Genomic DNA, 25,821 nt, shown 5'->3' on the forward strand with positions numbered 1-25,821 from the left:
CGCTGGGGCCCGTTAGTCACCGCGATCATTGTCTTGCGGGAGCCGACTTCTGGTCGGCTCCCGCAAGACAATGCGTCGGGGTGACAGGATTTGAACCTGCGGCCTCGTCGTCCCGAACGACGCGCGCTACCAAGCTGCGCCACACCCCGTGGCAACCGTTCGAGTCTACCCGATCAGCGCTCGCCGCCCGAACCGCCGTCGGCTTCGACCGCCGTGAGAGTGATCAGCGAGACCTCCGGCCGGCAGGCGAAGCGCACCGGCGCGTAGATCGAATGACCGACGCCGGCGCTCACGTTCAGCGGCACCGAGCGTCCCTCCTTGCGCCACGTGCTGAGGCCCCGCGCTTGGTCGAGCGGGATATCGCAGTTGGCCACCAGGGCACCGAATCCGGGCATCCGTACCTGGCCGCCATGGGTGTGTCCGGCGAAAATCATGTCGGCGCCGAGCCCCGTGAAGGAATCGAGCACGCGGCGATAAGGAGCGTGGCTGACGCCGATCGTGAGGTCGGGTGATTGCGCCTTCAGGTCGGCCACGAGCGGCGGGAGGACCTCGAGGCGGTCCCAGTGCCGGTGGGCATCGCTGACACCGAACGCTGCGATGGTGCGTCCGGCCACGGGGAAGGCCGCAGCAGCGTTGTTCAGCTCGTGCCAACCGAGATCGTTCTGCAGGTAGTCGTCGAGTGCGCCGACGTCGAGCCGCTCGGGCCTGGGCACAGACTTCGACGGCCCAGAGAAGTACAACAAGGGGTTTCGGGGGAGTGGGGCGTCGTGATCGTTCGATCCGTGCACGTAGGCCCCCGGGATGCCACGCAGTGGGTCGAGCGCGGCACGGACGCCGGTGATTCCCTCAGCGTGCCCGAGGTTGTCTCCGGTGTTCACGACGAGGTCGGGGCGAAGTTCGTCGGCAAGTCCTGCAAGCCACCGCTGCTTGCGACGCTGCCACGGCGCCATATGGATGTCGGAGAGGTGCAGGACCCGGAGCGGAGCGGAGCCTGCAGGCAAGACGCGCACCTCATGGCGTCGAACCGTGTAGAGGTAGCGCTCGATTCCCATGCCCCAGACGGCGGTGCCGACGCCGACCGCCCCCACGACCCCGAGGGTCGTGAGGGCGGTGCGTCCGAGCGGAGAACTCACGGGGTGGGGGCCGGGGTGGGCCCGGGCGCCGTACAGTTCACGTTGATGTTCACGGTGGAGCCGCGCCCGACCATCGTTCCCGCGCCGGGACTCGTGCCTGTCACGGTTGCCGTCGCCGCGGGGTTGTTACACGTGCCGCCGGTGACGTTCAGGCCCGCACCCTGCAGGGTGTTTCGCGCCTGATCAACCGAACCGCTGACTGCGGGGACGGTCACACCCTGTCCGTTGCTGGGATAGATCGTGACGACCGTGCCTCCCGCAACCTTGCCGCCGCCGGGATCCTGCTGGGCGACAATTCCCGCACCCTCGGTCGAGTTGACCGCGTCGCCGACGATGACTTCGAATCCGGCATCCTCGAGCGTCTTGGTCGCTGCCTCAACGCTCTGGCCGACCACGTTCGGCAGGTCATAGAGGACGGTCTTGGTGAGGTTCGGGTCGGGCGCGGGGAATCCGTCCCCCCCGTATAGCGCGTTTGCCGCCCGCAGGATGGGCTTTGCAACCGAGTGGCGAGTGTAGAGGTGGTTCCACGGCCAGCGGCTCACGTCCGCGTCACCGACAGAGTTGCCGACCCAGACGGCGGTCGTAACATTCGTGCTCGACCCGACCAGCCACGTCTGCTTCGCCTCGTGCGTACCGGTCTTGCCGAGGATGGGCGTACCGTCATACGGATTGGACGCCCGACCCGAACCGTTCGTCATAACACCCTGAAGCGCGTACGCGGCGGTCGCGGCGACGTTCGGTTCCAAAACCTGGGTGCAGGACGCTTCCGGCAGGGCTATCTCGTTGCCGTTGGCGTAGGTGATGCGATCGATGGCCTTGGGTGTGCAGTGCACGCCGTTGTTCGCGATCGTCGCGTAGGCCGATGCGACGTCGATCGGTGCGATGTTGTGAGGACCGAGGACGGCGAACGGCACCCGCACCTGCACGGGCTCACCGTTGCCGAGGGTCACTCCCATCTTCGCCACGGTGTTCTCGATGCCGCAGAGGTCGAGTTTTGACGCCATCGCAAGGAAGCCGGTGTTGAGCGAGTCGGCGGTGAAGCGCATCGGCGTGCCTACGTAGCCGGAACTCTTCGCGAAGTTGTTGATGAGCGTCGTGTTGTTCGTAATGTCGCCGTAGCAGCTGTTGCGGAATGTCTTGAATACCTGGACGTTTCCGTTGAGAACCTCGTTCACGGAATGGCCCTCTTGTAGCCACTGGAGCAGGGTGAAGACCTTGAAGGTCGACCCACCCTCGAATCCATTCGAGTTGCCGTACTTCTGGTTGCCGGCGTACACGAGGGACGAGTAGTTGGCGTCATCCTTGATCGTCTCGCTGAAGTTCGTGTTCTGCGTGATCTCGAGGATGCGACCGGTCTTGGTCTCGATGCTCGTGGTCGCAGCGCCGAGGCGTCCCGTGTCGGCGTTCGTGTAGCCCTCGATCGACGTCGGTACGTTGTCGACCATCGCCTGCTCGGCAGCGGCCTGCAGGCGCCGGTCGATCGTCAGGTAGACGTTGAGGCCACCCTGTTTGAGGAGCTTCGTCCGTTCTTCCTTCGTTGCGCCGAAGGCCTCGTCGTTCTCCATGATGCCGCGCGCATACTGGCAGAAATACGCCGCCTTACCGGGGACGACCCCACAGCCGGTGTCGGCCGGAGTGATAACAGGGACAATCGGTTCGGCGACCGCCGCGTCGTGCTCCTCCTGCGTGATCTTCCCGTCGGCGAGCATCCGGTTCAGGACGTAGGTCTGCCGTTCCTTGGTCAGTGAATAGCCGTCTGCCGCGCTGTTGATTGGATTGCCGTCCTTGTCGGTCCAGGACCCATCCGGCCTGTCGAGGCGGTAGAGGTTCGGTGTCTGCACCATGCCGGCAAGCGCCGCGGCCTGGCCGAGCGTCAGATCGGCGGGGCTCACGCCGAAGTAGTAGTGTGCGGCGGCACCGATGCCGTAATTCTGGCCGCCGAAGTTCGCGATGTTGAGGTAGCCGAGCAGAATCTCGTCCTTCGAGTACTTCTGCTCGAGGGCGATCGCGTACCGCATCTCTTGCAGCTTGCGCTGGTAACCCTCGACGCCGCTGGCGACAGTCGCATCCTCGAAACAAGCGATCTTCGCAGCGTCGATCTCTTCCTGCGTCATATCGGCGTCCTCGCCGGTGCCGACCTCGGCCTCGCACTTCTGGATGAGGATGTTCTTCACGTACTGCTGGCTGATGGAGGACCCACCACCCTGCGAACCGCCGGAGATGACGGCGCGAGCGGTGCCGACCAGGTCGACGCCGCCGTGGGAGTAGAAGTTCTTGTCTTCGCTCGAGAGGATCGCGTTGTACATGACAGGCGCGACCTCATCGAAGGTCACCGGGTCACGGTTCTGGTCATAGAACTGCGTCATGACCTCGTACTCACCCGTGTCGGGGTTCATCCAGTAGAAGGTCGTCGGCAGCATCAGCTCATCGATCTCGAGCGCGCTGGGAAGATTGTCGAAAAGCGTGATCGCGCTCGATGCTGCGGCACCGGAAAGGGCGATCGCCGGCGTCACGGTGGCGGCAACGAGGACTCCTGCCACGGCGCTGAGGCCGACCACACCGAGCAGGCCGCCGAGCACGCCGCCAGCCGTTCGTTTCGTTTCAGGCATAGGCTTGATGCTAAGGGAGCTTCCTGTGCGAAGGCTCGACAGCCTCGCGCGTGCCCGCGAGGTCGAGGCTGGAGGGAAGCATCCGTTCCCCCGCCATCACCGACCACCCGGGAGCCCCGATGATCACGTGGGAGTACATGACCACGCCGCTGCTGATCCACAACACCGCTGCGATCCTCAACAACTGGGGCAAGCAGGGGTGGGAGCTCGTGCAGGTGGTCCCGGGCCCTGAGGGCGGTTTGGTCGGATACTTCAAGCGTCCCACCGGCGGCGGAGCAGCCAACGCCGGCCTCGATGCGGCAGCCGTTGCCGCCCAGCAGTTCGGAGAGTGACCCGATGAGCGTTTCCGCCCGCCTTGCAGAGCTCGGCATCGATCTTCCCCAGATCGCCCCGCCCGTCGCGGCCTACATCCCCGCGAAGGTGCACGGCGACCTCGTCTACACCGCCGGTCAGCTCCCCTTCGTTTCGGGTGCGCTGCCGGCCACCGGCAAGGTCGGTGACGGCCACGGGCTCGTTCCCGCTTCGGATGCCGCATCCTATGCGCGTCAGTCCGCGCTCAACGCGATAGCTGCCGCAGCCGCCGCCGCGGGTGGCGTGGACAAGCTCACCGGCGTGCTCAAGGTGACCGGTTTCGTGGCATCAGTCCCCGAGTTCACCGGGCAGCCGGGCGTCATCAATGGCGCGAGCGAACTGCTCGGTGAGGTCTTTGGCGACGCCGGGCGCCACGCGCGCTCGGCAGTGGGCGTACCCGTGCTGCCGCTGGACAGCCCCGTCGAGGTCGAGGTCGTCTTCACCCTCGCCTGAGCCGCACGGGCGAACGAATTATCGCGGGGTAAGACGATTCGGTTCCGAAACGTCCTACCCCGCGGGTTTCGCCTACCCCACGGATGCCGAGCTCAGCGAACCTGCGCCGAGATCACCGACATGACGGCGGTGTCGGCGAGGGTCGTGGTGTCGCCGACCTCGCGGCCCTCTGCCACGTCGCGCAAGAGGCGGCGCATGATCTTGCCCGACCGGGTCTTGGGGAGTTCGCCGACGATGTAGATGTCTCGCGGGCGGGCGATCGGGCCGATCTGTTCGGCGACCCAGCTCCGCAGCTGCGCAGCGAGGCCCTCGGGGGAGTGCGCCTTGAGGAAGCTCTCTTTGAGGATGACGAACGCAACGACCGCCTGACCGGTGGTCTCATCGGATGCCCCGACAACTGCCGCCTCGGCGGTGGCTTCGTGTGCGACCAGAGCCGATTCGATCTCGGCCGTCGACAGGCGGTGACCTGAGACGTTCATGACGTCATCCACGCGGCCGAGCAGCCACACGTCGCCGTCCTCGTCCAGGCGCGCGCCGTCGCCGGCGAAGTAATAGCCCTGATCGCGGAACTTCTCCCAGTAGGTTTCGACGAACCGTTCCGGGTCGCCCCAGATGCCGCGCAGCATGCTGGGCCACGGTTCGGTGAGCACGAGCAGCCCACCGTTCCCGTTGCCGACGTGTTCGCCGGCCTCGTCGACGACATCCACGCCGATTCCCGGCAGCGGCACCTGTGCGCTTCCGGGCTTGGCCTCAGTGACGCCGGGCAGCGCCGAGATCATGATCGCGCCGGTCTCGGTCTGCCACCACGTGTCGACGATCGGAGCGGCATCCCCACCGATGACCTCGCGGTACCACATCCATGCCTCGGGGTTGATGGGCTCACCCACCGAGCCGAGCAGCCGGATGCTCGACAGATCGAACTTCTGCACCGCGGTGCGCCCGATCTTCATGAACGAACGGATGGCCGTCGGGGCGGTGTAGAGGATCGTCACGCCGTACTTCTCGACGAGCTCCCACCAGCGCGCCGGATGCGGGGTGTCGGGCGTTCCTTCATAGAGGACCTGCGTTGCACCGTTGGCCAGCGGACCGTAGGTGACGTAGCTGTGACCGGTGATCCACCCGATGTCGGCAGTGCACCAGTACACATCCGACTCTGGGTGCAGGTCGTGGACGACGCGGTTCGTGAAGGCGGCCTGGGTGAGGTAACCGCCGGAGGTGTGCAGGATGCCCTTCGGCTTCCCGGTGGTACCGGAGGTATAGAGGATGAAGAGGGGGTTCTCTGCCGGGAACGGCATTGCCTCGTGATCGGCGGATGCCGCAGGCACTGCGTCGTGCCACCAGATGTCGCGGCCCTCGGTCCATTCGACGGGGTTCTCGCCGCGACGAACGACCAGCACGTGCTCGACGGTCTCTTGCTCCCCCGATCCGCGGTCACTGAGGGCGGCGTCGACGGCGGGCTTGAGCGCCGACACCTTGCCCTTGCGGTAGCCGCCGTCGGCGGTGATGACGACCTTGGCGCCGGCGTCGTCGATCCGTGCGCGCAGGCTGTCGGCCGAGAAGCCGCCGAACACGACCGAGTGAATCGCGCCGATCCGCGCGACGGCGAGCATCGCGGCAACCGACTCGGGGATCATCGGCATATAGATGGCGACCCGGTCGCCCTCGCCGACCCCGAGGCCCTCGAGGACGTTGGCCAGGCGCTTGACCTCGTCGGTCAGCTCGGCGTAGGTGACGCGGCGCGTGTCGCCGGGCTCTCCCTCCCACAGCAGCGCGACCCGGTCGCCGTTGCCCGCTTCGACGTGCCGGTCGAGGCAGTTGTAGGCGACGTTGAGCGCGCCATCCGCGAACCACTTCGCGAACGGGGGAGTCGACCAGTCGAGCACCTCTGTGAAAGGCGTGTGCCAGTGCAGCTCGCGCGCCTGCTCCGCCCAGAAGTCCTCGCGATCGTCAGCGGCGCGCTGATAGAGCTCGGCGCGACCGATCGCACTCTGGGCGAAAGCTGCAGACGGGGCGAACCGCCGGGTCTCGTTCAGCAGGTGGTCGATCTGACTGCTCATTCGGCTCGCTCCTTCGCGGGCTTGAGTGGTTCTCGTGATTCGTCTCGTCTCGAGAGCTAGCGAAAGGCTAGTCAGCACCGCTCGGGCACACTACCTCCGGAAGTGGGCAGGTGGATTCTCCACAACGGATTGTGACGGCCCCTTTCGTTGCGTATGCTGGTGCGCGGCCGAACATCTGATTCTGGCATCGCGGCACCGACCACCCCCGATAACGGTGTCGCACGGCGGCATCCCTCTCCCCCGATGGGATGCCGCCTTCTCTTGTGTTGGGGCTTCATCCTGTCGCTCGGCAGCGTTCCTCCCCAGCCCGCCTTGTCGGCGCGTTTGACCGCGCTATGGCGCCGGTGCGCGGTCCGCGAGGAACCGGATGCCTACCGTCGATGCATGCCTGACCTCTTCGTCCCGCTCCCGCCCTCCGCCGCCGGGCGCGGAGTAGGCGGACAGTTCGCGCCTGATGGTGGTAGTGCCCTGCGCAGAGCAGACTGGTTGCGTCATCCGTCGCTGGAGCGCGTGCGTCCTCACCTGGAAGACCCCGCGACGACTGACGTTTTCGTGAACGGGCCGCAAGTCTTCGTCGACCGAGGCCACGGGCCGCGTCGCGCGGCAGGCATCGAGCTTTCGGAGGCCGACGCGCGTGATCTCGCGGTGTCTCTGATTGCGGCGGGTGGTCGACACATTGATGAGTCACACCCGTGCGTCGACGTGAGGCTGGACGGCGGTGCACGGGTACATGCTGTGCTTCCTCCCGTGTCGGTCAGTGGGACGCTCGTATCCATTCGGGTCCCGCGCCTGCAATCGGTCACCGTGGCTGAGCTCGGTCGGCGTGGCATGTTCGATGCCACGGTAGGTGACCGGCTGCGCGACATCGTCGCCGCCCGAGAGAACGTGCTGGTCACGGGGGCCGCGGGCGCGGGCAAGACCACGCTGCTGTCTGCGCTTTTGTCCGAAGCCGGCCGCGACGAACGCATCCTGACCATCGAGGATGTCGCCGAGCTGCGTCTCGAGCATCCTCACCATGTGCGCCTCGAAGCGCGACAACCCAACCTCGAGGGGGCCGGCGGGATCACCCTCGCTCGCCTTGTGCGCGAGGCGTTGCGAATGCGGCCGGACCGGCTCGTCGTAGGGGAGTGCCGCGGCGAAGAGATCCGCGAATTGCTCTCGGCGCTGAACACCGGTCACGACGGCGGTGCCGGCACCGTGCACGCCAACAGCCTCGGCGATGTCCCGGCGCGGCTCGAGGCGCTCGGCGCACTCGCGGGCCTCACCGACCACGCCCTCGCACGGCAGGTCACGAGCGCGATCGGCGTGGTCATTCACGTGACCCGTGACGGCGACGGCATCCGTCGCATCGGCGCTCTCGGCCGCCCAACGCTCGGCCCCGACGGTCGCCTCCATATAGAGGAGCTGTCATGACAGCGCAGGTCGCCGAGACAGTTCTGCGCGTCGCTGTGTTGCTCGAGGCCGGGGTCACCCCGACTCGTGCCTGGGACCATCTGGCGAAGCAGGGCGACCTGCAGGCGTCGCAGGTCGTCAATGCCGTCGACGGCGGTGCCCGAATTGACAGCGCGATCGCTGCCCTGGCCGTCGAGCCCGCACCGGAGCCACGCCGCAGGATCCGCATCGCGAGAGTCGATGCGGTGGGCGAGTCGGTCCACGCACGAGAGCGACGAATGTGGCGAGACGTGGCTGCGGCGTGGTCGATCGCGACGACGGTCGGGGCGCCGCTGGCGCCCGCCCTTCGCTCCTTCGCCGACGTGCTGCGGGATGCCGAGGAGTCAGCTGACGAGATCCGCGTCGCTCTGGCCGAACCGACGTCCACTGCTCGACTGCTCGGCTGGCTTCCGGCTGTCGGAATCGGTCTCGCATTCGCCCTGGGGTTCGATCCCCTCGGAACGTTGCTGCGCGAGCCTGCCGGATGGGCATGTGCCGTGGCCGGCGTCGGGCTACTCATGGCCGGGCGACGCTGGACGTCGCGGCTGGCGCTTGCCGCTCACCGTGACGCCGTGATGCCGGGAATGGATGCCGACCTCACCGCGATAGCGCTCAGCGGCGGCGTATCGGTGTCGCGGGCCCGGACCCTCGTGGATGCCGCGCGCGGCGCGGATGCCGACGATTCCGTGGCGGTGCGTGACACTCTCCTCCTTTCTGAGGCGGCAGGAGTTCCGGCAGTCGAACTGCTGCGCTCGGCGGCCGCGCTGGATCGGCACCGGGCTCGGGTCGACGGTCGCCTGCGCGCAGCTCGCCTGTCGACCAAACTGCTCCTTCCGCTCGGCGTGTGCACGCTTCCTGCCTTCCTGTGCCTGGGCGTCGCGCCGATGTTTCTCAGCATCCTGCCTTCCGTTTCTCTTCAGCTTCCGTGACCGTGCCCAACCCACGTGCCCACCGCCTCAACCGATTGGAGAACCCATGTCCTCACTGCCCCGTTTGACCTCGCGTGCCGCGCGCGAGCTGTTTCTGGACGAGACCGGCGCCGCCACCGCGGAATACGCGATTGCCACGATGGCCGCAGTCGCCTTCGCTGGCCTTCTGGTCGTGATCATGCGCTCGGACGAGGTGCGCGGCATCCTCACCGACCTGGTGCGCCGCGCGCTCAGCGTCGAATGATCCGCGACGGACTCGGCGGTGATCGCGGGTCGGTCGCCGCCGAGTTCGCGATCGCGATGACTGCTGTCGCGGTTGTGGTGCTTCTCGCCGTCGGGATTCTGGGTGCTGCCGGGCGGCAGATTCTGTTGCAGGATGCCGTTGCCGACGCTGCGCGCCTTGCCTCACGCGGCGAAAGCGGCGCGCGCGTGAGTGCCGTCGTGCAGGCAGCCGTCCCCGGCGCGTCGGTCGAGATCAGCGACGAGGGAGACCTCGTGTGCGTGACCGCGGCGCGCACGGTTTCCGGGATTCCCGTCACAGCGCGCGGCTGCGCCCTCGCGGATGGCTGGTAATGGCGGGCACCGTTGCCTCGGCGGGCATTGCGGTGATCGGTGCTGCGGTGATCGTGGCGGCGGCGGGCGTGGGCGCGGCATCCGTCGTCGCCCAACGCGTGGCCGGCGCGGCTGACTCGGCGGCTCTCGCGGCAGCGGATGCCGCATCCGGAGCGGTCCCCGGTGTCCCCTGCGATCGGGCTGCCGAGGTCGCTTCCGCGCTGGGAGCACGGATGCGTTCGTGCGAGCTTGTCGAGCTCATCGCGACCGTGTCGGTTTCGGTTCCCTTCGGCGCGTTCGAGGTCACTGCAACCGCACGCGCCGGCCCGCCACCGTAGCGCTCTCAGCCTTCGCTGTGTCGCCGTGTGTGTATGGTGTGCATCGAAGAAAGGAAGCTTTCGTTGGCCACAGGCAAGAAGCTTGTCATCGTCGAGTCCCCGACGAAGATGAAGTCGATCCAGGGATACCTGGGCGACGGGTACGAGGTGCTCAGCTCGGTGGGACACATCCGCGACCTTGCGAGCAAGAAGGACATCCCGGCCGAAAAGAAGCAGGCCTACGGGAAGTATTCGATCGACGTCGACAACGACTTCGACCCCTACTACGTCATCAGTGATCGCAAGACCAAGACCGTCGCTGAACTCAAGCGCGCACTGAAGGATGCCGACGAGGTCCTGCTGGCCACAGATGAGGACCGCGAGGGTGAGGCCATCGCCTGGCACCTGCTCGAGGTGCTCAAGCCCAAGGTTCCCGTCAAGCGCATGGTCTTCCACGAGATCACCAAGGATGCGATCCGTGCCGCCGTCGACAAGACCCGAGACCTCGACCTTGCCCTGGTCGACGCGCAGGAGACCCGGCGCGTGCTCGACCGCCTCTACGGGTGGGATGTCTCGCCCGTGCTGTGGCGCAAGGTCGGCTCGGGCCGCGAAGGAGCTGCCCTTTCTGCCGGCCGCGTGCAGTCCGCCGCAACCCGCATGGTCGTCGACCGCGAGCGGGAGCGGATGGCGTTCGTTCCCGCCGACTACTGGGACGTCGAGGCTCTCGCCGGCAAGAATGGCTCTTCCTTCACGACGCGCCTCGCGCGCCTCGACGGCGCATCGCTCGCGCGCGGAGCGGACTTCGACGACAAGGGCCAGCTGAAGAAGGCGGTCGTCGTCCTCGACGAAGCAGCGGCGCGCGCACTCGCCGCAGCCGTGGAGGCCGCTGCTGAGGCATCCGTCACCGCCCTTGACGCAAAGCCCGGCACCCGTAGCCCCAAGCCGCCGTTCACGACCTCGACCCTGCAGCAGGAGGCAGGCCGCAAGCTCTCGATGAGCGCGAAACACGCCATGAGCGTCGCTCAGCGCCTCTACGAGAAGGGGTACATCACCTATATGCGCACCGACTCGACGGCCCTGTCGGCGCAGGCGGTCACCGCCGCGCGCACGCAGGCCGTCGAGCTCTACGGCGACAAGGCCGTGCCGCTGAACCCGCGGACGTACCGCAACAACTCCAAGAACGCGCAGGAGGCGCACGAGGCGATCCGTCCGTCGGGTGAGTTCTTCCGCCGCCCGAGCGAGGTCACCGGCCAGCTCGACCGCGACGAAGAGCGCATGTACGACCTCATCTGGAAACGCACGATCGCCAGCCAGATGTCGGATGCCAAGTACGAGACCACCACCGTCACGCTGGCCCTCGATGCCGATGGCAAGAAGGCCGAGTTCACGGCATCCGGAACCGTCTACACCTTCAAGGGCTTCCTCGAAGCCTACGAAGAGGGCCGCGACGAAAAGCGTGCCGATGCCGACCGCTCCGACGACCAGTCGCTGCCGGCGCTCGCGGTCGGCGATGTGCTGAGTCTCACGGATGTCGAGCCCAAGGGCCACAGCACGAGCCCCAAGCCCCGCTACACCGAGGCGAGCCTCGTGAAGGCGCTCGAAGAGAAGGGCATCGGACGCCCGTCGACGTTCGCGAGCATCATCGACGTCATCCTCGACCGCGGGTACGTCACCAAGCGGGGTCAGGCCCTTGTGCCCAGCTGGGTCGCGTTCAGCGTCGTGCGTCTGCTCGAAGAGCACTTCTCGGAGCTTGTCGACTACGACTTCACTGCCGCGCTCGAAGACGACCTTGACGCCATTGCGCGGGGTGAGCAGAAGCGCATCGAGTGGCTCAAGGAGTTCTACTACGGTTCGGATGCCCACGTCGGCCTTCGCAACATCGTCGACAACCTCGGCGACATCGACGCGCGTGAGCTCAACGCGCGTCCGATCAGCGACACCGTGACCCTCCGCGTCGGCAAGTACGGGCCCTACCTCGAGGTCATCGACCCTGCGAACCCGGATGCCGACCCGCGCCGCGTCAACGTTCCCGACGACCTCGCGCCCGACGAGCTCACGCCCGAGAAGGCACAGGAACTGATCGACGCCCCGGTCGCCGGCAACCGCGTCCTCGGCGAGAACCCCGCCAACGGCAAGCTCGTCGTCGTCAAGGATGGCCGATTCGGCCCCTACATCGAAGAAACCGAGCCCGAGGCCGCCGCGGTCGTTGACCCGGAGACCGGTGAGGTTCTCGAGACAGCACCGGCTGAGCCGGCGCCCGCGGCGAAGGGCAAGAAGTCCACCGCGAAGAGCGCTGCCCCGAAGAACCGCACGGCGTCACTGTTCCGGTCGATGTCGGTGGACACGATCGACCTCGAGACGGCGCTGCGCCTGCTCGATCTGCCGCGTGTCGTGGGTGAGGATCCCGCCTCGGGCGAGCAGATCACGGCGCAGAACGGTCGATTCGGTCCGTACCTGAAGAAGGGCACCGACTCGCGCTCGCTCGAGAGTGAGGCGCAGATCTTCGACATCACGCTCGAGCAGGCGCTCGAACTCTATGCCCAGCCGAAGTACGGTGCCCGCCGCGCGTCGAGTGCGCTCAAGGAGTTCGAGGCCGACCCGACCAGCGGCAAGCCGATCCGCTTGCGCGACGGCCGGTTCGGACCCTACGTCACCGACGGTGAGACCAACGCGACGATTCCGCGCGGTGAACAGGTCGATGATGTGACGTTCGAGCGTGCCGTGCAGCTGCTCGCTGACAAACGCGCGAAGGGGCCAGCACCCAAGCGCACGACCAAGCGCGCCACGACGACGCGCAAGACGACGGCCAAGAAGTGACCTCACCGGGACTGTTCATCACCCTCGAGGGCGGTGACGGGTCGGGCAAGACCACGCAGGCAAGCCTGCTTCGCGACTGGCTCGAGTCTGAGGGCCGCATCGTGGTGCGCACGCGCGAACCCGGCGGGACCGAGGTCGGTGTGCTCATCCGTGACATCGTCCTGCACCATCGAGGCGAGGTGTCGCCGCGTGCCGAAGCGCTGCTCTACGCAGCCGACCGAGCTCATCACATCGCCACGGTGGTGCGCCCGGCTCTCGCGCGGGGCGAGGTAGTCATCCAGGACCGCTACCTCGACTCGTCCGTCGCTTACCAGGGCGCGGGTCGGGTATTGGGTCGCGACGAGATCCGCGACCTGTCGCTCTGGGCTACCGGAGGGTTGCTTCCTGACCTCACCGTGCTGCTGGATCTCGACCCCGAGGCAGCTCGCGCGCGGCTCGACGCCGCCGACAAGCCCTTCGACCGGCTTGAGGCAGAGCGTGACGAGTTCCATGCCCGCGTGCGTGCCGAGTACCTTGCGCTGGCTGCCGCTGAACCCGAGCGCTTCCTCGTGCTGGATGCCTCGCTCCCGGCAGGCGAGATCGCCGAGGCGGTCCGCGCGAGGGTGACGGCTCTGCTCGCTCGGTGACGTAGGCCGCCCCGGTGACTCACGGCAGATCGTCGGATGCCGCAGCTACGCTGGGCTGCATGCAGCAAGCGCCCCCCGAACAGGTAGTTCCGTGGGGCGCCGTGTGGGGGCAGCCGGAGGCCGTCGCGCAATTCCAGGCCGCGGCATCCGACCCCGACTCACTCGCGCACGCCTGGCTGATCACGGGTCCACCCGGCTCTGGCCGCTCGACCCTCGCTGCGGCGTTCGCGGCAGCGCTCATCGCCGAGCCCGGCGACGAGGCCACGATGCGTCAGGTGATCGCGCGGACCCACCCCGATGTGACAGTGCTGCGAACCGAGCAGGTCATCATCCGCATCGACGAGGCTCGGCAGCTGGTCGAGCGCGCCTACTTCGCCCCCTCGCTCGGCCGGTATCGGGTGATCATCGTCGAGGATGCCGACCGCATGGCCGAGCGCACCTCCAACGTTCTGCTCAAAGCGCTCGAGGAGCCACCCGAGCGCACCGTGTGGGTGCTGTGCGCCCCGAGCGATGCAGACCTTCTTCCGACCATCCGTTCTCGGGTGCGTGTGGTGCGCCTGCGCGAGCCCGACGTCGCCGACGTCGCTGCGCTCATCGCCCAGCGAACCGGAGCCGATCCCGTCACTGCTGAGCAGTCAGCGCGGCACGCGCAACGGCACATCGGCATGGCACAGCGGCTCGCCACGGATGGCGAAGCTCGTGCACGTCGAGACGTGACGCTGCGAGCTGCGCTCGGTGTTCGCAGCGTCGGCGATGCTGTCGATGTGGCAGGTCGCATCGTCCAGGCGGCTACGGATGACGCCAAGGCGCTCACCACGGAGCGAGACGAGACCGAGCGCGAGAGCCTCAAGCGCACTCTCGGAATCGCCGAGGGCGCAGCCGTGCCGCCGGCGGTTCGAGCGCAGATCACCGCGCTCGAAGAGGATCAGAAGCGCCGCGCGACCCGGAGCCTGCGCGACGGAATCGACCGCGTGCTCACGGATCTGCAATCGCTGTACCGCGACGTACTCATGATTCAGTTGGGCAGGACCGACCCGACAGGAGGGAGTGTCCTGATCAACCGAGAGCTGGACGAGGACCTTCGCGCGCTCGCGGCGGCGTGGTCACCGCAGCGCACGCTGGTCGTGCTCGATGAGATCGCCCGCACGCGCCGGAACCTCGAACAGAACGTCGCACCCACCCTTGCTCTCGAGAGCCTGCTCATCACCGTCTCGTCGGGAAGGACACCATGACCGCACGCCTCGCTCGACGCATCCTGACAGCGAGCGCCACGATGGTGGCGGCGGCTGTCGCGCTCGCCGGCTGCTACCTCATCCCGATGCCGGATCAGAGCTCAGCCCCGCACCGTTCCCCGACACCGATCACCGACGGGGTCGCGGAGGATCTTCTTTCCTTCTATCAGCAGACACTGGACTGGGCCGCCTGCGGCGAAGGCTTTGACTGCACCACCGTCACCGCGCCCCTGGACTGGAGCGACCCGGATGCGGGAACGATCGACCTCTCTGTCATCCGTCACGCGGCGACCGGTGGTGAGCCGCTCGGTTCGCTGCTGACCAATCCCGGCGGCCCGGGAGCGAGCGGCGTGGATCTCGTGCGCGATTCCCTGGGTTTCGCGGTCGGTCAGGCGCTCGAGGAGAACTACGACGTCATTGGCTTCGATCCCCGCGGGGTCGGTAAGTCCACCGCGGTCACGTGCCTGGACGCTGCGGGCATGGATTCGTTCGTCTTTGACATCCCGCCCGGGCAGCGCCGTTCCGCCGAATGGGACGCGTTCGTCACCGAGCAACAGCAGGAGTTCGCGGCCGCGTGCGAGCAGAACAGCAACGGCATCCTGCCGTTCATCACGACCGGAAACGCGGCGCAGGACATGGACCTGTTGCGCGCGGTTCTTGGCGACGAGAAACTCAACTACCTCGGCTACTCGTATGGCACCTTCCTCGGGGCGACGTACGCGAAGCACTACCCGGATCGTGTCGGGCGTCTCGTGCTCGATGGCGCGATCGATCCGTCCTTGAGCGGGCTTGATGTCTCGACCCAGCAGGCCATCGGCTTCGAGAACGCGCTGCGCGCCTACATGGCGTCGTGCGTGGGTCAGAGCGATTGCCCCTTCAGCGGTTCGGTCGATGAGGCCATGGGAGATCTTGCGATCCTTCTGGCCAGCGTCGACCGCGACCCCATCCGCAACAGCGATGGCCGGATGCTGGGCGCTGACTCGCTCGTGACCGCCATCGTCACCGCGCTGTACGCGGAAGAGAGTTGGCCGTACCTCACGCAGGCGCTCACCGACGTGCTGCGGGGGAATCCCAGCACCGCATTCACTCTCGCCGATTTCTACTACAACCGCCAGGGCGGCCAGTATCTCGACAATTCGACCGAGGCTTTTCTGACCTACAACTGCATGGATTACCCGGACGGCGAGACGGATGCCGAGCGCGCTGCGTCTCAGGCAGCTATCGCCCAGCAGGCCCCGACCATCGCCCCCTACTGGGAGGGCGTGGACTTGTGCGACGTATGGCCATACGCACCTACTGGCGTTCGGGAGCCGATCGCCGCAGCAGGTGCCGAGCCGATCGTGGTGATCGGGACGACGGGTGACCCGGCGACACCGTATGACTGGTCGGTCGCGCTGGCCGAGCAGCTCGAGTCGGGCGTGCTCATCACGCGCGTCGGTGAGGGCCACACCGGCTACAACAAGGGCAACACATGCGTGGATGATGCCGTCGAGGCCTATTTCATCGACGGCATCGTGCCAGCCGACGGCCTTGTCTGCGAGTAGTGACAGGTGGTCACGAGCCGAGTGGGGACACGGTAAGATCGTTGATCGTGCATCGCGCGAGCGATCACGCCACCTTAGCTCAGACGGCAGAGCGATTCACTCGTAATGAATAGGTCAAGGGTTCGATTCCCTTAGGTGGCTCTGAACAAAAGAGACCGTCCGTAGGGCGGTCTCTTTCGTTCATCCGGCGGGGAGTGAACCCTTGGGTGGGCCCACGCCGCCAGAGGCTCCGGGCGCCGCGAAGCGGCGGCTGGAGTGGCGGTGGGGACGATTCCCTTAGGTGGCTCCGTTTATGGCCCGGGGGAGCGAACCCTTGGGTGGGCAGGTCCGCTCCCTGAGAGAATGGGGCTGTGCCACCCGCGCTAGCCGTTGCCCTGGAGATCTACACCTGGATCGGACTTGGCGCGGCTGTGCTCCTCGGCATCGCGGCCCTGATCGCGTGGGTCGCCGACGGGTCGTGGGTGCCCGTACGGGCCGTCGTCTCGCCAACTCCCGCCGGCGAGGTGGTGCGATGGTTCGATGACAGCGGCATCCTCGGCGAAGCCCCGCTGCCGCACGGCGCGACCGTGCACGATGAAGAGGTCGACCTGTGGGCGCGCCTCGGTCGGCACGATACCGTCCGGGTCTCCCGGACGTCGCCGCTGGTGCGCTCGCTCGCTCGTCTCACCGCAGGCTTCGCCGCGCTTGCCCTCATCGGCCTTGTCGTGTCGGTCGTGCTGCTGTTCCTTGAGGTCTGACGCCGCGTCAAGCGAGTGCCAGCAGCACGCCGGCGCCCAGAGCCAGCGCAAGACCCAGCCACTGCACGGCAGCGACGCGCTCGCGAAGCACGACGGCGGCGAGCAGGATCGTCCCGGCGGGGTACAACGCGGTAAGGGCTGCCACGATCGACAGGTCTCCGAGACGGAGTGCAGCGAGTAGCAGCACGTTGGCGGTGACATCAAGCACACCGCACACGAAGGCAAGGCCCCATCCTGCGGGCGTGGATCGTGCCGTCCCTGTCGGAGAGGTGCGCGCATGCTCGAGGTCGGCGTGCCCGGTGGGGGTCGCGCCGAGTTCGATACCGCGGGCTCGGAGCGCGGATGTCGCGCTGGCTCCCCGCCGTGTGGCGGCGATGATCATCGCAACGACGATGACCATCGTGATGGTCGCGTTCGTGGCGCGGTTGGCGATCATCGGCACGAGCCCGCTGTCATCGCTGGCCTGATCGAGGGTGATAAGGAATGCGCCGATCGCCAATCCAGAGCCGATCGCCATCACGAGTCCGCGCGCTGACGGACGAACCGCACCTTGTCCGGGGATGAATCCGACGAGCACGACGGCGATCAGAGCCACCCCGAGCCCGAGGTAGCCGGTGACCGTCAGGCTCTCACCGCCGATTGTGAGCCCCCAGATCATCGGTGCAATCGCGGACGTGACCGCGGTGACGGGGGAGAGGATGCTCATCGGGCCGATCGCGAGGCAGGCGTATAGAAGCGCGATTGCTGTCACGCCGAACACTCCCGAGAGCGCGCCCCAGGCGACGTCTTCGATGTTCCACCGGGCTCCGAGCAGGGGGATCAGTATGAACAGAACGACCAGACCGCTCAGAGCCGCCGTCGCGGTAACGACGATCGAGCGCAAGCGTCTGGCTGCAAGGCCCCCGAAGAAGTCGGCGGCGCCGTAAATGAACGCTCCCAGGAGAGCGATTGCTGCCGACACCATCCGTCAACGATAGGGCTTGCGCGGATGCCGGTTTAGCTAGATAAGCTAGCAAGATGGCTCAGAAGAAGAACTCCGTCCGCCCCTCCCGGTGGTTGCGAATCGGCATCCCCGCGTTGCTCGTGCTGATCTGGGTCGGGGTGGGGTCGGTCGGGGGCCCCTACTTCGGAAAGGTCGACGAGGTCGCGAGCAACGACCAGTCGAGCTTCCTCCCCGAGAGCGCGGACGCCACGCGCGTCGCTGAGCGCCTCCCAGACTTCTTGGGTGACGAAGCAATCCCCGCCGTCCTTGTCGTGACGGGCGACGGAGAGCTCACCGATGATCAGCTCGCCGAGGTCCAGACGCTCGTCGACGAGATCGCGAACATCGACGGTGTCCTCGATGGAGTATCCCCACCGGTGGTCTCGGATGACGGCGAAGCGGTGCAGGTCTTCATCCCGATCGATTCGTCGGGTGAAGTGCGTGAGATCGTCGAAGAGATCCGTACCCTCGTCACCGACGATCTGCAGGCGCCGCTCGAGGGGTGGGTAACGGGACCGGCAGGCTTCACGTCTGACCTCGTCAAGGGATTCCTCGGCATCGACGGACTGCTGCTCATCGTCGCCCTAGTGGCGGTGTTCGTCATCCTGGTGATCGTCTACCGATCGCCGCTGCTGCCGATCCTCGTGCTCATGACCTCGACCTTCGCGCTGACCGTGGCGCTGCTCGTTGTGTGGTGGCTCGCCTACGCCGGCGTCTTCGTCCTCAACGGTCAGGTCCAAGGCATCCTGTTCATTCTCGTGATCGGCGCGGCAACAGACTATGCCCTGCTGTATGTCGCGAGATTCCGGGAGGCCATCGGCGAGGGCGAGCAGCGATGGAACGCGACGCTGCGTGCCTGGAAGGGATCCTTCGAGCCGATCCTCGCGTCGGGCGGCACAGTCATCGCGGGTCTTCTGATCCTGCTGCTCTCGGATCTTGCGACCAACCGGGCGCTAGGACCCATCGCCTCGATCGGCATCGCGTTCGCGATGCTCTCCGCCCTCACCTTCCTGCCCGCGCTGCTCGCGCTCTTCGGCCGCGTAGCGTTCTGGCCGTTCATCCCCAAGCACGGGCTCGCAGAGCTTCCCGACGACTTCACCAAGCCGGTCAAGGGATTCTGGCCACGCCAAGCGCGCCTGATCGCGCGACGGTCGCGCCCGGTCTGGATCATCACGACGGTCGCGCTGCTGGTGGCAGCCCTCGGTGTCACCCAGTTCAAAGCGGATGGTGTGGCATCCAGCGACCTCGTGCTGGGCTATTCCGAAGCGCGAGACGGGCAGAATGTTCTCGCCGAGCACTTCCCGGCAGGCTCCGGTAGCCCCGTCTACGTGATCGTTCCCGAGAGCGAGCTTGCCGCCGCGGTCACGATCCTCGACGACAGCGCCGGGATCGACTCGGTATCTGTCGCCTCCGAGGACTCGCCGAGCGGACAGGCGCCTGTCTCTGTCGAAAACGGGGAGCCGGTCTTCACGGCCTTCGGGCCGCCGGGTACTCCGGCGCCGAGCCCCACCGTCTCGGACGGCGACGTGCTCGTGATCGCGACGCTGACGGATGCCGCGGACTCGGTCGAGGCCGAGCAAACCGTGCGCGACCTGCGCGTCGCGTTCACCGACGAGCTCGGCGACGGTGTCGCCCTGGTCGGCGGAGTGACGGCGACGGATGTCGATTCGAACGACACCTCGATCCGCGATCGCACCGTCATCATCCCGATCGTGCTGGTGGTCATCCTGCTGATCCTGATGCTGCTGCTGCGGGCAGTGCTCGCGCCGGTCCTGTTGATCCTCACGGTTGTCGTGTCGTTCGGTTCGGCCCTCGGTGTCAGCGCGCTCGTCTTCGACTACGTCCTCGGGTTCCCGGGCGCAGACCCGGCAGTACCGCTTTATGGATTCGTGTTCCTCGTTGCCCTCGGCGTCGACTACAACATCTTCTTGATGTCGCGCGTGCGGGAGGAGTCGCTCGTGCACGGCACGCGTCGCGGCATCTTGCGCGGGCTCGTCGCCACCGGCGGGGTGATCACATCGGCGGGCCTCGTGCTCGCAGCGACCTTCGCTGCGCTCGGGGTCATCCCGATCCTGTTCCTCGCACAGCTGGCGTTCATCGTCGCGTTCGGTGTGCTGCTCGACACCTTCGTCGTGCGCTCGCTCCTCGTCCCGGCCCTGTCGTACGACATCGGGCGGGCGATCTGGTGGCCGTCGAAGCTCTGGCGGCGCGGACCCGAAGTGGTGGGAGCGGTTCACGACCCGCGGTCGGCTGACCTTGTCGGAGCCACCCACGCCGAGGGCGAGTCGCAGCCGCTCAGCCGCCGTGCGCTGCGGAAGAAGCGGGATTCCGACGACGGGTGAACGAGCGTAGCCTCGACGTTATGGGTAGGGCACTGTTCATCGTCGATGTCCAGAACGACTTCACCGAAGGCGGCGCGCTCGGTGTCGAGGGCGGGGATGCCGTAGCCGAACGGATCTCGCAGTACCTCGTGACGCACGCCGAGGAATACGACATCATCGTCGCCTCGCGCGACTGGCACCATCCCGATCACGACAATGGCGGACATTTCCATCCCGAACCTGACTTCGTCGACACGTGGCCGGTCCACTGCGTGAGCGGGACGGAGGGCGCGGAGTACGACCCGGGTTTCGACACGGCATCCGTCACCCACCACGTCAAGAAGGGGCAAGGAGAACCGGCGTACTCACTCTTCGAAGGTACGACGGATGACGGCGCCAAGGTGTCGGATCTGCTGACCGAGCACGGGATCCTCGAGGTGGATGTCGCCGGCATCGCCACCGACTACTGCGTCCGCGCCTCGACGCTGGACGCGATCGCGCACGGCAGACACGTGCGGGTGATCACGAACCTCATCGCGGGGGTCGCCGCCGAATCCAGTGAGGCTGCGCTCGCCGAGGTCGCGCACGCCGGCGCTGAACTGGTCGAGATTCCGACCTGATCAGGAAACTCCCAGCGCAGCCAGCAGGATGCCGCCCGCACCCCCGATGAGGACGACTGCCCAGGGCGGCAACTTCCACGCAATGAGCAGCACGAAGCACACGAGCGCGAGGCTGAACGACCCTACGCCGACGATCCCCGTCGTGAAGAGCGGGTCATAGAGAGCCGCGCCGAGGATGCCGACCACGGCGGCGTTCGCCCCGCGCATGAGCGACTGCATCCAGGTTCGCCCTCGAAGAGCGTTCCAGAACGGCAGCACACCGACCAGTACCAGAAACCCGGGAAGGAAGATCGCGACCAGGGCGATGGCGGCGCCGAGAACGCCGCCGGGGCCGACCGATGACAGGGTCCCGAGGTAGGCCGAGAAGGTGAACAGCGGCCCGGGCATCGCTTGCACGGCGCCGTAGCCGGCGAGGAACTGCTCGGGACTCACCCATCCGGTCTCGACCACCCCCGCCTGCAGCAGCGGGAGGACGACGTGTCCGCCGCCGAAGACGAGGGCTCCGGCGCGGTAGAACGTGTCGAACAAGCTCACAGCCCCGTTGCTGCTGAGGGCGGCGAGGATCGGCATCCCGAGCAGGATGACGACGAACGCCACCAGGCTGACGACTCCTGCTGTGCGTGATACCGGGAAACGCATGAGACCGGTGTCGCCGATTCCGGCGGGCGCGGACCGGCAAAGGAGGAGACCGGCGACCGCGCCGAGAACGATCGCGAGGACCTGTCCGATCGATCCCGCGAGAAGGAGCGCGACGACTGCCGCAACCACGGCAATTGAGGCACGCCGCGCATCGGGGGTCAGCGTCTTCGCCATGCCCCAGACCGCCTGGGCGACGATAGCCACCGCCACGATCTTCAGGCCCGTCAGCAGACCCGCACCGATGACACCCTCAAACAGTGCCGCGCCGAACGCGAAGGCGACCATGAGGATCGCCGAGGGCAGCGTGAAAGCGAGGAAGGCCGCGAGAGCGCCGAGCGGGCCGGCACGGTGCAGGCCCATCGCGAAGCCGACCTGGCTGGACGCCGGCCCGGGCAAGAACTGGCACAGGGCGACCAGGTCGGCATATGCCTTGTCACTCATCCACCGGCGTCGCGCGACGAGGTCGTCGCGGAAGTAGCCGAGGTGCGCGATCGGTCCGCCGAAGGAGGTAAGGCCCAGGCGCAGGAAGGCCCAGAACACCTCGCCTGCCGAGCCGCGCGATGCGGTGGCGGTGTCGTGGGCGCTCGCGGTCACGGCCGGATTCTACGGGGCGGTTCGGTCGCGGCGGTGAACAGCTGAGGCGTCGGGATCGACATCCGCATGCGGGATGACGATCTCTTCGGCAGCATCAGCGACGTGGGGGAAGAGCGCGATCGCTGCGACCACCGCGATAGCAGCGCCGACAAGCTGCGCGGCGATGAACGGGAGTACCGACGGAGCCCCGATGCCGGCGAAGGTGTCGCTGAACAGGCGCCCGATCGTGACCGCGGGGTTCGCAAACGACGTCGAGCTGGTGAACCAGTACGCCGCACCGATGTATGCGCCTACCGCCGGTGCTGCTGCAGCGCCGCGCCCGGTGCGGGCGAGCGCGACGATCAGCAGCACGAGTCCGAACGTCGCGACAACCTCTGCGATCAGCGTTGCCGGAGTTGCTCGGGCAGTGGTCGACAGGCTCGTGGGCACGTCGAACATGACGTTGGCGAGGACGGCTCCGCCGATAGCGCCGGCGATCTGGGCGAGCGTGTAGATCCCGAGCATCGGCCCTGTGAGCCCCACTCGGCGGCGCCGCCCGAGGAACCAGTCCACGAGCGACACCGCCGGATTGAAATGTGCGCCTGAGATCGTGCCGAACATCAGGATCAGAACCGATAGGCCGAGGGCCGTCGCGATGCTGTTGGCGAGCATTTGGATGCCGACATCCGTTGTAAGCCTGGTCGCCATGATGCCCGAGCCGACCACCACCGTGACGAGCAGTCCGGTGCCGAGGAACTCCGCGGCGGCTCGGCGGGCGAGGGGAGCGAGAGTCACGCGGCGGGGGCGATCTCGGAAAGCAGGGTCTCGACGCGTCCCCGGATCTCGTCACGGATGCGGCGCACGGTCTCGACATCCTGGCCGGCCGGGTCGTCAAGCTGCCAGTCTTCGTAGCGCTTGCCGGGGTAGATCGGGCAGGCGTCGCCGCATCCCATCGTGATGACGACGTCGGACTCCTGCACGGACTGCACAGTAAGGACCTTGGGCGCGTTGTTCGCGATGTCGATGCCCTCTTCGGCCATGACCTGCACGGCGACGGGGTTGATCTGGTCCTTCGGCTGAGATCCCGCCGAGCGGACCTCGACACGGTCGCCGGCGAGGGCCTGCAGGTATCCAGCGGCGATCTGTGAGCGGCCGGCGTTATGAACGCAGACGAACAGGACGACGGGAGGGGTGGTCGACATGGGCTTCACCTTTCTCGGGATGAGAAAAGCATAGATCAATATCTATATGTTCGCGAAGGCGTGCCGAGCCCAGTTCAGCGAGTGTTCACTTTCTCGGCCGAGCGCAGTTCTGCAAGTAACTCCCGCACGCGCCCGTTGATGTCGTCACGGATGCCGCGCACCGCTGCGAGCGGCTTGCCGACGGGATCTTCGAGCTCCCAATCGAGGTATCGCGTTCCGGGATAGATGGGGCAGGCGTCGCCGCATCCCATCGTGATGACGACATCCGCGGCACGAACTGCTTCGTCGGTCAGTGGCTTCGGGAACTCGTCGCCGATCGAGACGCCGATCTCATCCAGCGCGGTGACGATCGTCGAGCGAACGTCCGTGGTAGGTGCAGAGCCAGCGGTTCGCACGCTGACCGCGCCGCCGGCGAGGTGGCGCAGGATGCCGGCCGCCAGTTGGGATCTGCCGGCGTTCTGCACGCACACGAACAGCACGCTCGGGGTGGTATCCGACGGTCTTGCTGATGCCGCGGTCAGCGCGTCGAGCCTGCTCGCGGCGAACGAGAAGGTGCGGGATGCCAGGAGCGGGGCATCCGTCGCCGAGAGGCGTGCGTGGCTGTCGGCGACGACCTCACGAATCTGGTCGGCGTCGACGCGCTCGCCGAATCGCGCCTGGAGGTCGGCCGCGATCCGATCGAGGTCGACGGATGCTGCCTCGCGGGGGCGGCCGAGGAGCGCGTCGACGCGGTCTGCGGCATCCGGCGCCACCGAATACCAGACCTGGCGTCCTACCGGTTCGCGGCTCACGATGCCGTCGGCAAGCAGGGTCTTCATGTGGTGGCTGACGGTCGGTTGACGCAGACCGAGTTCGGTCGCGAGCCGCCCGACGAGCACACGACCGTCGGGGGAGGCGCGCATGAGGCTCAGGATGCGGGCGCGGGTCGGGTCGCCCAGTGATGTGAGCGCGGCATCCGTTCCGGCATCCATTGATCGCAGTCTATCGAAGTGAGCGGTACCCGGCGCGTGGCACGATGGCGGCATGGCATCTGTCGCCGCGCTGTATCGCTACCCGGTGAAGGGGTTCACGCCCGAAGTGCGCGAGCAGATCGTGGTGCAGGACGACGGGCGCGTCGAGGGTGATCGGGTGCTTGCCTTTCGGTTCGCCGATGCCGTCGAGCCCGAGGTCGAGGACGGGCTGCCGTACTGGCCGAAGAAGCGCGGCCTTGCGCTCATGGACATGCCCTCGCTCGCGCGGCTGAAGCTGAGTTACGACAGCCATCGGCGCTGGCTCACGATCAGCGACGGCGATCGCATGCTCGTGGATGCCGCTCTCGACGACGCGGGTCGCCGAGAGATCGAGGATTCCGTCACGGCATGGCTGCGTGAGACTTCCGATGCCCGGCATCTAGAGCGCCCCGGCCGGCTTCCGCTTCGGCTCATTGGTGACGGCGTCACCTCGCAGTTTCAGGACCGGCCCCGCGGGTATGTGTCGGTTCATGCGGCGGCATCCGTCGTGGAACTTGGGCGGGCCACCGATGGCGTTGTCGATGACCGCCGATTCCGCTCCAACATCGTGGTCGAGGGCATTGCGCCGTGGAGCGAGCTCGAGTGGCAGGGGAGGGTGCGGATCGGCGACGTCGTGTTCGCGGTGCAGCGTCCTATCGTGCGGTGCGCTGCGATCATGGCAAACCCCGACACCGGTCTGCAGGACGCGCCACTGCTGCGAACCCTCACGCGGGAACTCGGGCAGTCCGCGCCGACGCTGGGTGTTCTGCTGCTCCCCAAGAGCGGCGGCGGAGTTCTCCGCATTGGTGACCCCGTCGAGGTCGCATAGCGCGCGACAACCACTCGAGTAACGCTGACATGGGGGACTGCTGCACGAGTAGGTGACATCTGATCTGGCTTGCCTGAGTGGTGGGCCTGGAAGGATGTTGCTGTGCCCAAGCCCTACCCGTCCGAGTTCCGTGACGACGTTGTCCGCGTCGCCCGCAGCCGCGAGCCCGGAGTGACGATCGAGCAGATCGCGAAGGACTTCGGTGTTCACCCGATGACGTTGCAGAAGCGGTTGCGTCGTGCCGATATCGACGAGGGCGCGAAGCCTGGTCAGTCCCGGACCGAGGCGGCCGAGATCCGTGAACTGCGCAAGCGGAATCGGCTGCTGGAGCAGGAGAACGAGGTCCTTCGGCGGGCGGCGGCGTATCTGTCGCAGGCGAACCTGCCGGGAAAAGGTTCTACCCGCTCGTGACGGAGCTCGCCGCCGCAGGGATCCCTGTGACGGTGACGTGTCGGGTTCTCAAGCTCTCACGCCAGCCCTACTACCGGTGGCTCGCGAACCCCATCACCGATAGCGAGGTGGTGGAGGCGTATCGCGCGAACGCGCTGTTCGACGCGCACCGCGACGACCCCGAGTTCGGGCACCGGCTTCTCGCCGACGAGGCCGCAGAGGCGGGCGAGGCGATGTCGGATCGCACCGCATGGAAGATCGCGTCGAGCAACGGTTGGTGGTCCGCGTTCGGGAAGAAGCGCGGCAAGAACGGGAAGAAGCCCGGCCCGCCGGTCCACGACGATCTGTGCGCGGTGACCGACGAGGACGGGCGGATCCGGCACGAGTTCACTGCCGACGGGCCCAATCAGCTCTGGCTCACCGACATCGAGCGCCACGAGGCGCTCTTGAACCTTGCGGTGGTGAAAGGACACCGCTCGGCGCCTGTC

The 25,821-nt window shown here is 67.0% G+C and carries 24 protein-coding genes, 2 tRNA genes and 1 pseudogene; 18 read left to right on the forward strand and 9 right to left on the reverse strand.

Going from position 1 to position 25,821, the window contains the following annotated elements:
* Window positions 1-75: 75 nt before the first annotated feature.
* The 3 genes from LL236_RS06760 to LL236_RS06770 form a co-directional block, all read right to left on the reverse strand.
* Window positions 76-149, reverse strand: a tRNA-Pro gene (locus tag LL236_RS06760).
* A gap of 24 nt (window positions 150-173) precedes the next feature.
* Window positions 174-1,133, reverse strand: a complete 960-nt coding sequence (locus tag LL236_RS06765; RefSeq protein ID WP_228178001.1) for a metallophosphoesterase — start codon at window positions 1,131-1,133, stop codon at window positions 174-176.
* Entirely contained in the window at window positions 1,130-3,742 is a 2,613-nt protein-coding gene (locus tag LL236_RS06770) for a transglycosylase domain-containing protein (RefSeq protein WP_228178002.1), read from the reverse strand. Before LL236_RS06770 ends, LL236_RS06765 begins: the two co-directional genes overlap by 4 nt.
* A 119-nt stretch (window positions 3,743-3,861) precedes the next feature.
* Here LL236_RS06770 and LL236_RS06775 point away from each other — a divergent pair, with 119 nt between their 5' ends.
* Window positions 3,862-4,074: a DUF4177 domain-containing protein gene (locus tag LL236_RS06775; protein ID WP_228178003.1), complete on the forward strand. Its 213-nt coding sequence runs from the start codon at window positions 3,862-3,864 to the stop codon at window positions 4,072-4,074.
* Between the two features lie 4 nt (window positions 4,075-4,078).
* Window positions 4,079-4,546 carry a RidA family protein gene (locus tag LL236_RS06780; protein WP_228178004.1) on the forward strand — a complete coding sequence of 156 codons (468 nt, stop codon included), beginning with the start codon at window positions 4,079-4,081 and terminating at the stop codon, window positions 4,544-4,546.
* Window positions 4,547-4,638: 92 nt separating this feature from the next.
* Here LL236_RS06780 and acs read toward each other — a convergent pair whose 3' ends face one another.
* Window positions 4,639-6,603, reverse strand: a complete 1,965-nt coding sequence (gene acs, locus LL236_RS06785) for an acetate--CoA ligase (RefSeq protein WP_228178005.1) — start codon at window positions 6,601-6,603, stop codon at window positions 4,639-4,641.
* A 384-nt stretch (window positions 6,604-6,987) separates the two neighbouring features.
* Here acs and LL236_RS06790 point away from each other — a divergent pair, with 384 nt between their 5' ends.
* The 11 genes from LL236_RS06790 to LL236_RS06840 all read left to right on the forward strand — a co-directional run bounded on the left by LL236_RS06790 (window position 6,988) and on the right by LL236_RS06840 (window position 16,788).
* Window positions 6,988-8,016, forward strand: coding sequence for a TadA family conjugal transfer-associated ATPase (locus LL236_RS06790; protein ID WP_228178006.1), 1,029 nt, complete (start codon window positions 6,988-6,990; stop codon window positions 8,014-8,016).
* Complete coding sequence (locus LL236_RS06795; RefSeq protein ID WP_228178007.1) at window positions 8,013-8,963, forward strand: type II secretion system F family protein; 951 nt, start codon at window positions 8,013-8,015, stop codon at window positions 8,961-8,963. The genes LL236_RS06790 and LL236_RS06795 overlap by 4 nt, the downstream gene beginning before the upstream one ends.
* A 46-nt stretch (window positions 8,964-9,009) precedes the next feature.
* Window positions 9,010-9,207 carry a DUF4244 domain-containing protein gene (locus LL236_RS06800; protein ID WP_228178008.1) on the forward strand — a complete coding sequence of 66 codons (198 nt, stop codon included), beginning with the start codon at window positions 9,010-9,012 and terminating at the stop codon, window positions 9,205-9,207.
* On the forward strand, window positions 9,204-9,536 hold the full coding sequence (locus LL236_RS06805; RefSeq protein WP_228178009.1) for a TadE family type IV pilus minor pilin: 333 nt from the start codon (window positions 9,204-9,206) through the stop codon (window positions 9,534-9,536). Before LL236_RS06800 ends, LL236_RS06805 begins: the two co-directional genes overlap by 4 nt.
* Window positions 9,536-9,853 carry an Rv3654c family TadE-like protein gene (locus tag LL236_RS06810; RefSeq protein WP_228178010.1) on the forward strand — a complete coding sequence of 106 codons (318 nt, stop codon included), beginning with the start codon at window positions 9,536-9,538 and terminating at the stop codon, window positions 9,851-9,853. Before LL236_RS06805 ends, LL236_RS06810 begins: the two co-directional genes overlap by 1 nt.
* Before the next feature lie 63 nt (window positions 9,854-9,916).
* Window positions 9,917-12,649 (forward strand): type I DNA topoisomerase, encoded by a 2,733-nt coding sequence (gene topA, locus LL236_RS06815; protein ID WP_228178011.1) that lies wholly within the window; start codon window positions 9,917-9,919, stop codon window positions 12,647-12,649.
* Window positions 12,646-13,275 carry a dTMP kinase gene (gene tmk / locus LL236_RS06820; protein WP_228178012.1) on the forward strand — a complete coding sequence of 210 codons (630 nt, stop codon included), beginning with the start codon at window positions 12,646-12,648 and terminating at the stop codon, window positions 13,273-13,275. The genes topA and tmk overlap by 4 nt, the downstream gene beginning before the upstream one ends.
* Window positions 13,276-13,334: 59 nt before the next feature.
* Window positions 13,335-14,507 (forward strand): DNA polymerase III subunit delta', encoded by a 1,173-nt coding sequence (locus LL236_RS06825; RefSeq protein ID WP_228178013.1) that lies wholly within the window; start codon window positions 13,335-13,337, stop codon window positions 14,505-14,507.
* Window positions 14,504-16,051: an alpha/beta hydrolase gene (locus tag LL236_RS06830; protein WP_228178014.1), complete on the forward strand. Its 1,548-nt coding sequence runs from the start codon at window positions 14,504-14,506 to the stop codon at window positions 16,049-16,051. The genes LL236_RS06825 and LL236_RS06830 overlap by 4 nt, the downstream gene beginning before the upstream one ends.
* 68 nt (window positions 16,052-16,119) lie before the next feature.
* Window positions 16,120-16,192, forward strand: a tRNA-Thr gene (locus tag LL236_RS06835).
* 209 nt (window positions 16,193-16,401) lie between these two features.
* Entirely contained in the window at window positions 16,402-16,788 is a 387-nt protein-coding gene (locus tag LL236_RS06840) for a hypothetical protein (protein ID WP_228178015.1), read from the forward strand.
* 7 nt (window positions 16,789-16,795) lie between these two features.
* Here LL236_RS06840 and LL236_RS06845 read toward each other — a convergent pair whose 3' ends face one another.
* Entirely contained in the window at window positions 16,796-17,752 is a 957-nt protein-coding gene (locus LL236_RS06845) for a DMT family transporter (protein ID WP_228178016.1), read from the reverse strand.
* A gap of 53 nt (window positions 17,753-17,805) precedes the next feature.
* Between LL236_RS06845 and LL236_RS06850 the strand changes: the two genes are divergently transcribed.
* The gene (locus tag LL236_RS06850; RefSeq protein ID WP_228178017.1) at window positions 17,806-20,112 is read left to right on the forward strand and encodes an MMPL family transporter; all 2,307 of its coding nucleotides are present in this window, start codon (window positions 17,806-17,808) and stop codon (window positions 20,110-20,112) included.
* A gap of 20 nt (window positions 20,113-20,132) precedes the next feature.
* The gene (locus LL236_RS06855; RefSeq protein WP_228178018.1) at window positions 20,133-20,711 is read left to right on the forward strand and encodes an isochorismatase family protein; all 579 of its coding nucleotides are present in this window, start codon (window positions 20,133-20,135) and stop codon (window positions 20,709-20,711) included.
* On the opposite strand, the gene chrA is transcribed toward LL236_RS06855, so the two are convergent.
* From chrA to LL236_RS06875, 4 genes are all read right to left on the reverse strand, one after another.
* The gene (chrA, locus tag LL236_RS06860; protein ID WP_228178019.1) at window positions 20,712-21,944 is read right to left on the reverse strand and encodes a chromate efflux transporter; all 1,233 of its coding nucleotides are present in this window, start codon (window positions 21,942-21,944) and stop codon (window positions 20,712-20,714) included. It abuts the gene before it with no gap.
* Window positions 21,945-21,953: 9 nt separating this feature from the next.
* Entirely contained in the window at window positions 21,954-22,718 is a 765-nt protein-coding gene (locus LL236_RS06865; RefSeq protein WP_228178020.1) for an aquaporin, read from the reverse strand.
* A complete protein-coding gene (locus LL236_RS06870; protein ID WP_228178021.1) occupies window positions 22,715-23,125 on the reverse strand; it encodes an arsenate reductase ArsC in 411 nt (136 codons plus the stop codon). The genes LL236_RS06865 and LL236_RS06870 overlap by 4 nt, the downstream gene beginning before the upstream one ends.
* Window positions 23,126-23,199: 74 nt before the next feature.
* Window positions 23,200-24,096, reverse strand: coding sequence for a metalloregulator ArsR/SmtB family transcription factor (locus LL236_RS06875; protein ID WP_228178022.1), 897 nt, complete (start codon window positions 24,094-24,096; stop codon window positions 23,200-23,202).
* 52 nt (window positions 24,097-24,148) lie between these two features.
* On the opposite strand from LL236_RS06875, the gene LL236_RS06880 reads away from it, so the two are divergent.
* From LL236_RS06880 to LL236_RS06890, 3 genes and pseudogenes are all read left to right on the forward strand, one after another.
* Entirely contained in the window at window positions 24,149-24,943 is a 795-nt protein-coding gene (locus LL236_RS06880; RefSeq protein WP_228178023.1) for an MOSC domain-containing protein, read from the forward strand.
* A gap of 102 nt (window positions 24,944-25,045) precedes the next feature.
* Window positions 25,046-25,354, forward strand: a complete 309-nt coding sequence (locus tag LL236_RS06885; RefSeq protein ID WP_228178024.1) for a transposase — start codon at window positions 25,046-25,048, stop codon at window positions 25,352-25,354.
* Window positions 25,351-25,821, forward strand: a pseudogene (locus LL236_RS06890) (hypothetical protein); the annotation flags it as partial. The gene LL236_RS06885 and the pseudogene LL236_RS06890, both read left to right, overlap by 4 nt.

The organism is Microbacterium schleiferi, from assembly GCF_020781975.1.
In the GTDB taxonomy this organism is placed as follows: domain Bacteria; phylum Actinomycetota; class Actinomycetes; order Actinomycetales; family Microbacteriaceae; genus Microbacterium.

What these genes read in the sequence shown, in the direction of transcription:
- LL236_RS06770 (WP_228178002.1), bottom strand. Translation starts at nt 3,742, where the DNA reads ATGCCTGAAACGAAACGAACGGCTGGCGGCGTGCTCGGCGGCCTGCTC.
- LL236_RS06775 (WP_228178003.1), top strand. Translation starts at nt 3,862, where the DNA reads ATGATCACGTGGGAGTACATGACCACGCCGCTGCTGATCCACAACACC.
- LL236_RS06780 (WP_228178004.1), top strand. Translation starts at nt 4,079, where the DNA reads ATGAGCGTTTCCGCCCGCCTTGCAGAGCTCGGCATCGATCTTCCCCAG.
- acs (WP_228178005.1), bottom strand. Translation starts at nt 6,603, where the DNA reads ATGAGCAGTCAGATCGACCACCTGCTGAACGAGACCCGGCGGTTCGCC.
- LL236_RS06790 (WP_228178006.1), top strand. Translation starts at nt 6,988, where the DNA reads ATGCCTGACCTCTTCGTCCCGCTCCCGCCCTCCGCCGCCGGGCGCGGA.
- LL236_RS06795 (WP_228178007.1), top strand. Translation starts at nt 8,013, where the DNA reads ATGACAGCGCAGGTCGCCGAGACAGTTCTGCGCGTCGCTGTGTTGCTC.
- LL236_RS06800 (WP_228178008.1), top strand. Translation starts at nt 9,010, where the DNA reads ATGTCCTCACTGCCCCGTTTGACCTCGCGTGCCGCGCGCGAGCTGTTT.
- LL236_RS06805 (WP_228178009.1), top strand. Translation starts at nt 9,204, where the DNA reads ATGATCCGCGACGGACTCGGCGGTGATCGCGGGTCGGTCGCCGCCGAG.
- LL236_RS06810 (WP_228178010.1), top strand. Translation starts at nt 9,536, where the DNA reads ATGGCGGGCACCGTTGCCTCGGCGGGCATTGCGGTGATCGGTGCTGCG.
- LL236_RS06825 (WP_228178013.1), top strand. Translation starts at nt 13,335, where the DNA reads ATGCAGCAAGCGCCCCCCGAACAGGTAGTTCCGTGGGGCGCCGTGTGG.
- LL236_RS06830 (WP_228178014.1), top strand. Translation starts at nt 14,504, where the DNA reads ATGACCGCACGCCTCGCTCGACGCATCCTGACAGCGAGCGCCACGATG.
- LL236_RS06845 (WP_228178016.1), bottom strand. Translation starts at nt 17,752, where the DNA reads ATGGTGTCGGCAGCAATCGCTCTCCTGGGAGCGTTCATTTACGGCGCC.
- LL236_RS06850 (WP_228178017.1), top strand. Translation starts at nt 17,806, where the DNA reads ATGGCTCAGAAGAAGAACTCCGTCCGCCCCTCCCGGTGGTTGCGAATC.
- LL236_RS06855 (WP_228178018.1), top strand. Translation starts at nt 20,133, where the DNA reads ATGGGTAGGGCACTGTTCATCGTCGATGTCCAGAACGACTTCACCGAA.
- LL236_RS06870 (WP_228178021.1), bottom strand. Translation starts at nt 23,125, where the DNA reads ATGTCGACCACCCCTCCCGTCGTCCTGTTCGTCTGCGTTCATAACGCC.
- LL236_RS06875 (WP_228178022.1), bottom strand. Translation starts at nt 24,096, where the DNA reads ATGGATGCCGGAACGGATGCCGCGCTCACATCACTGGGCGACCCGACC.
- LL236_RS06880 (WP_228178023.1), top strand. Translation starts at nt 24,149, where the DNA reads ATGGCATCTGTCGCCGCGCTGTATCGCTACCCGGTGAAGGGGTTCACG.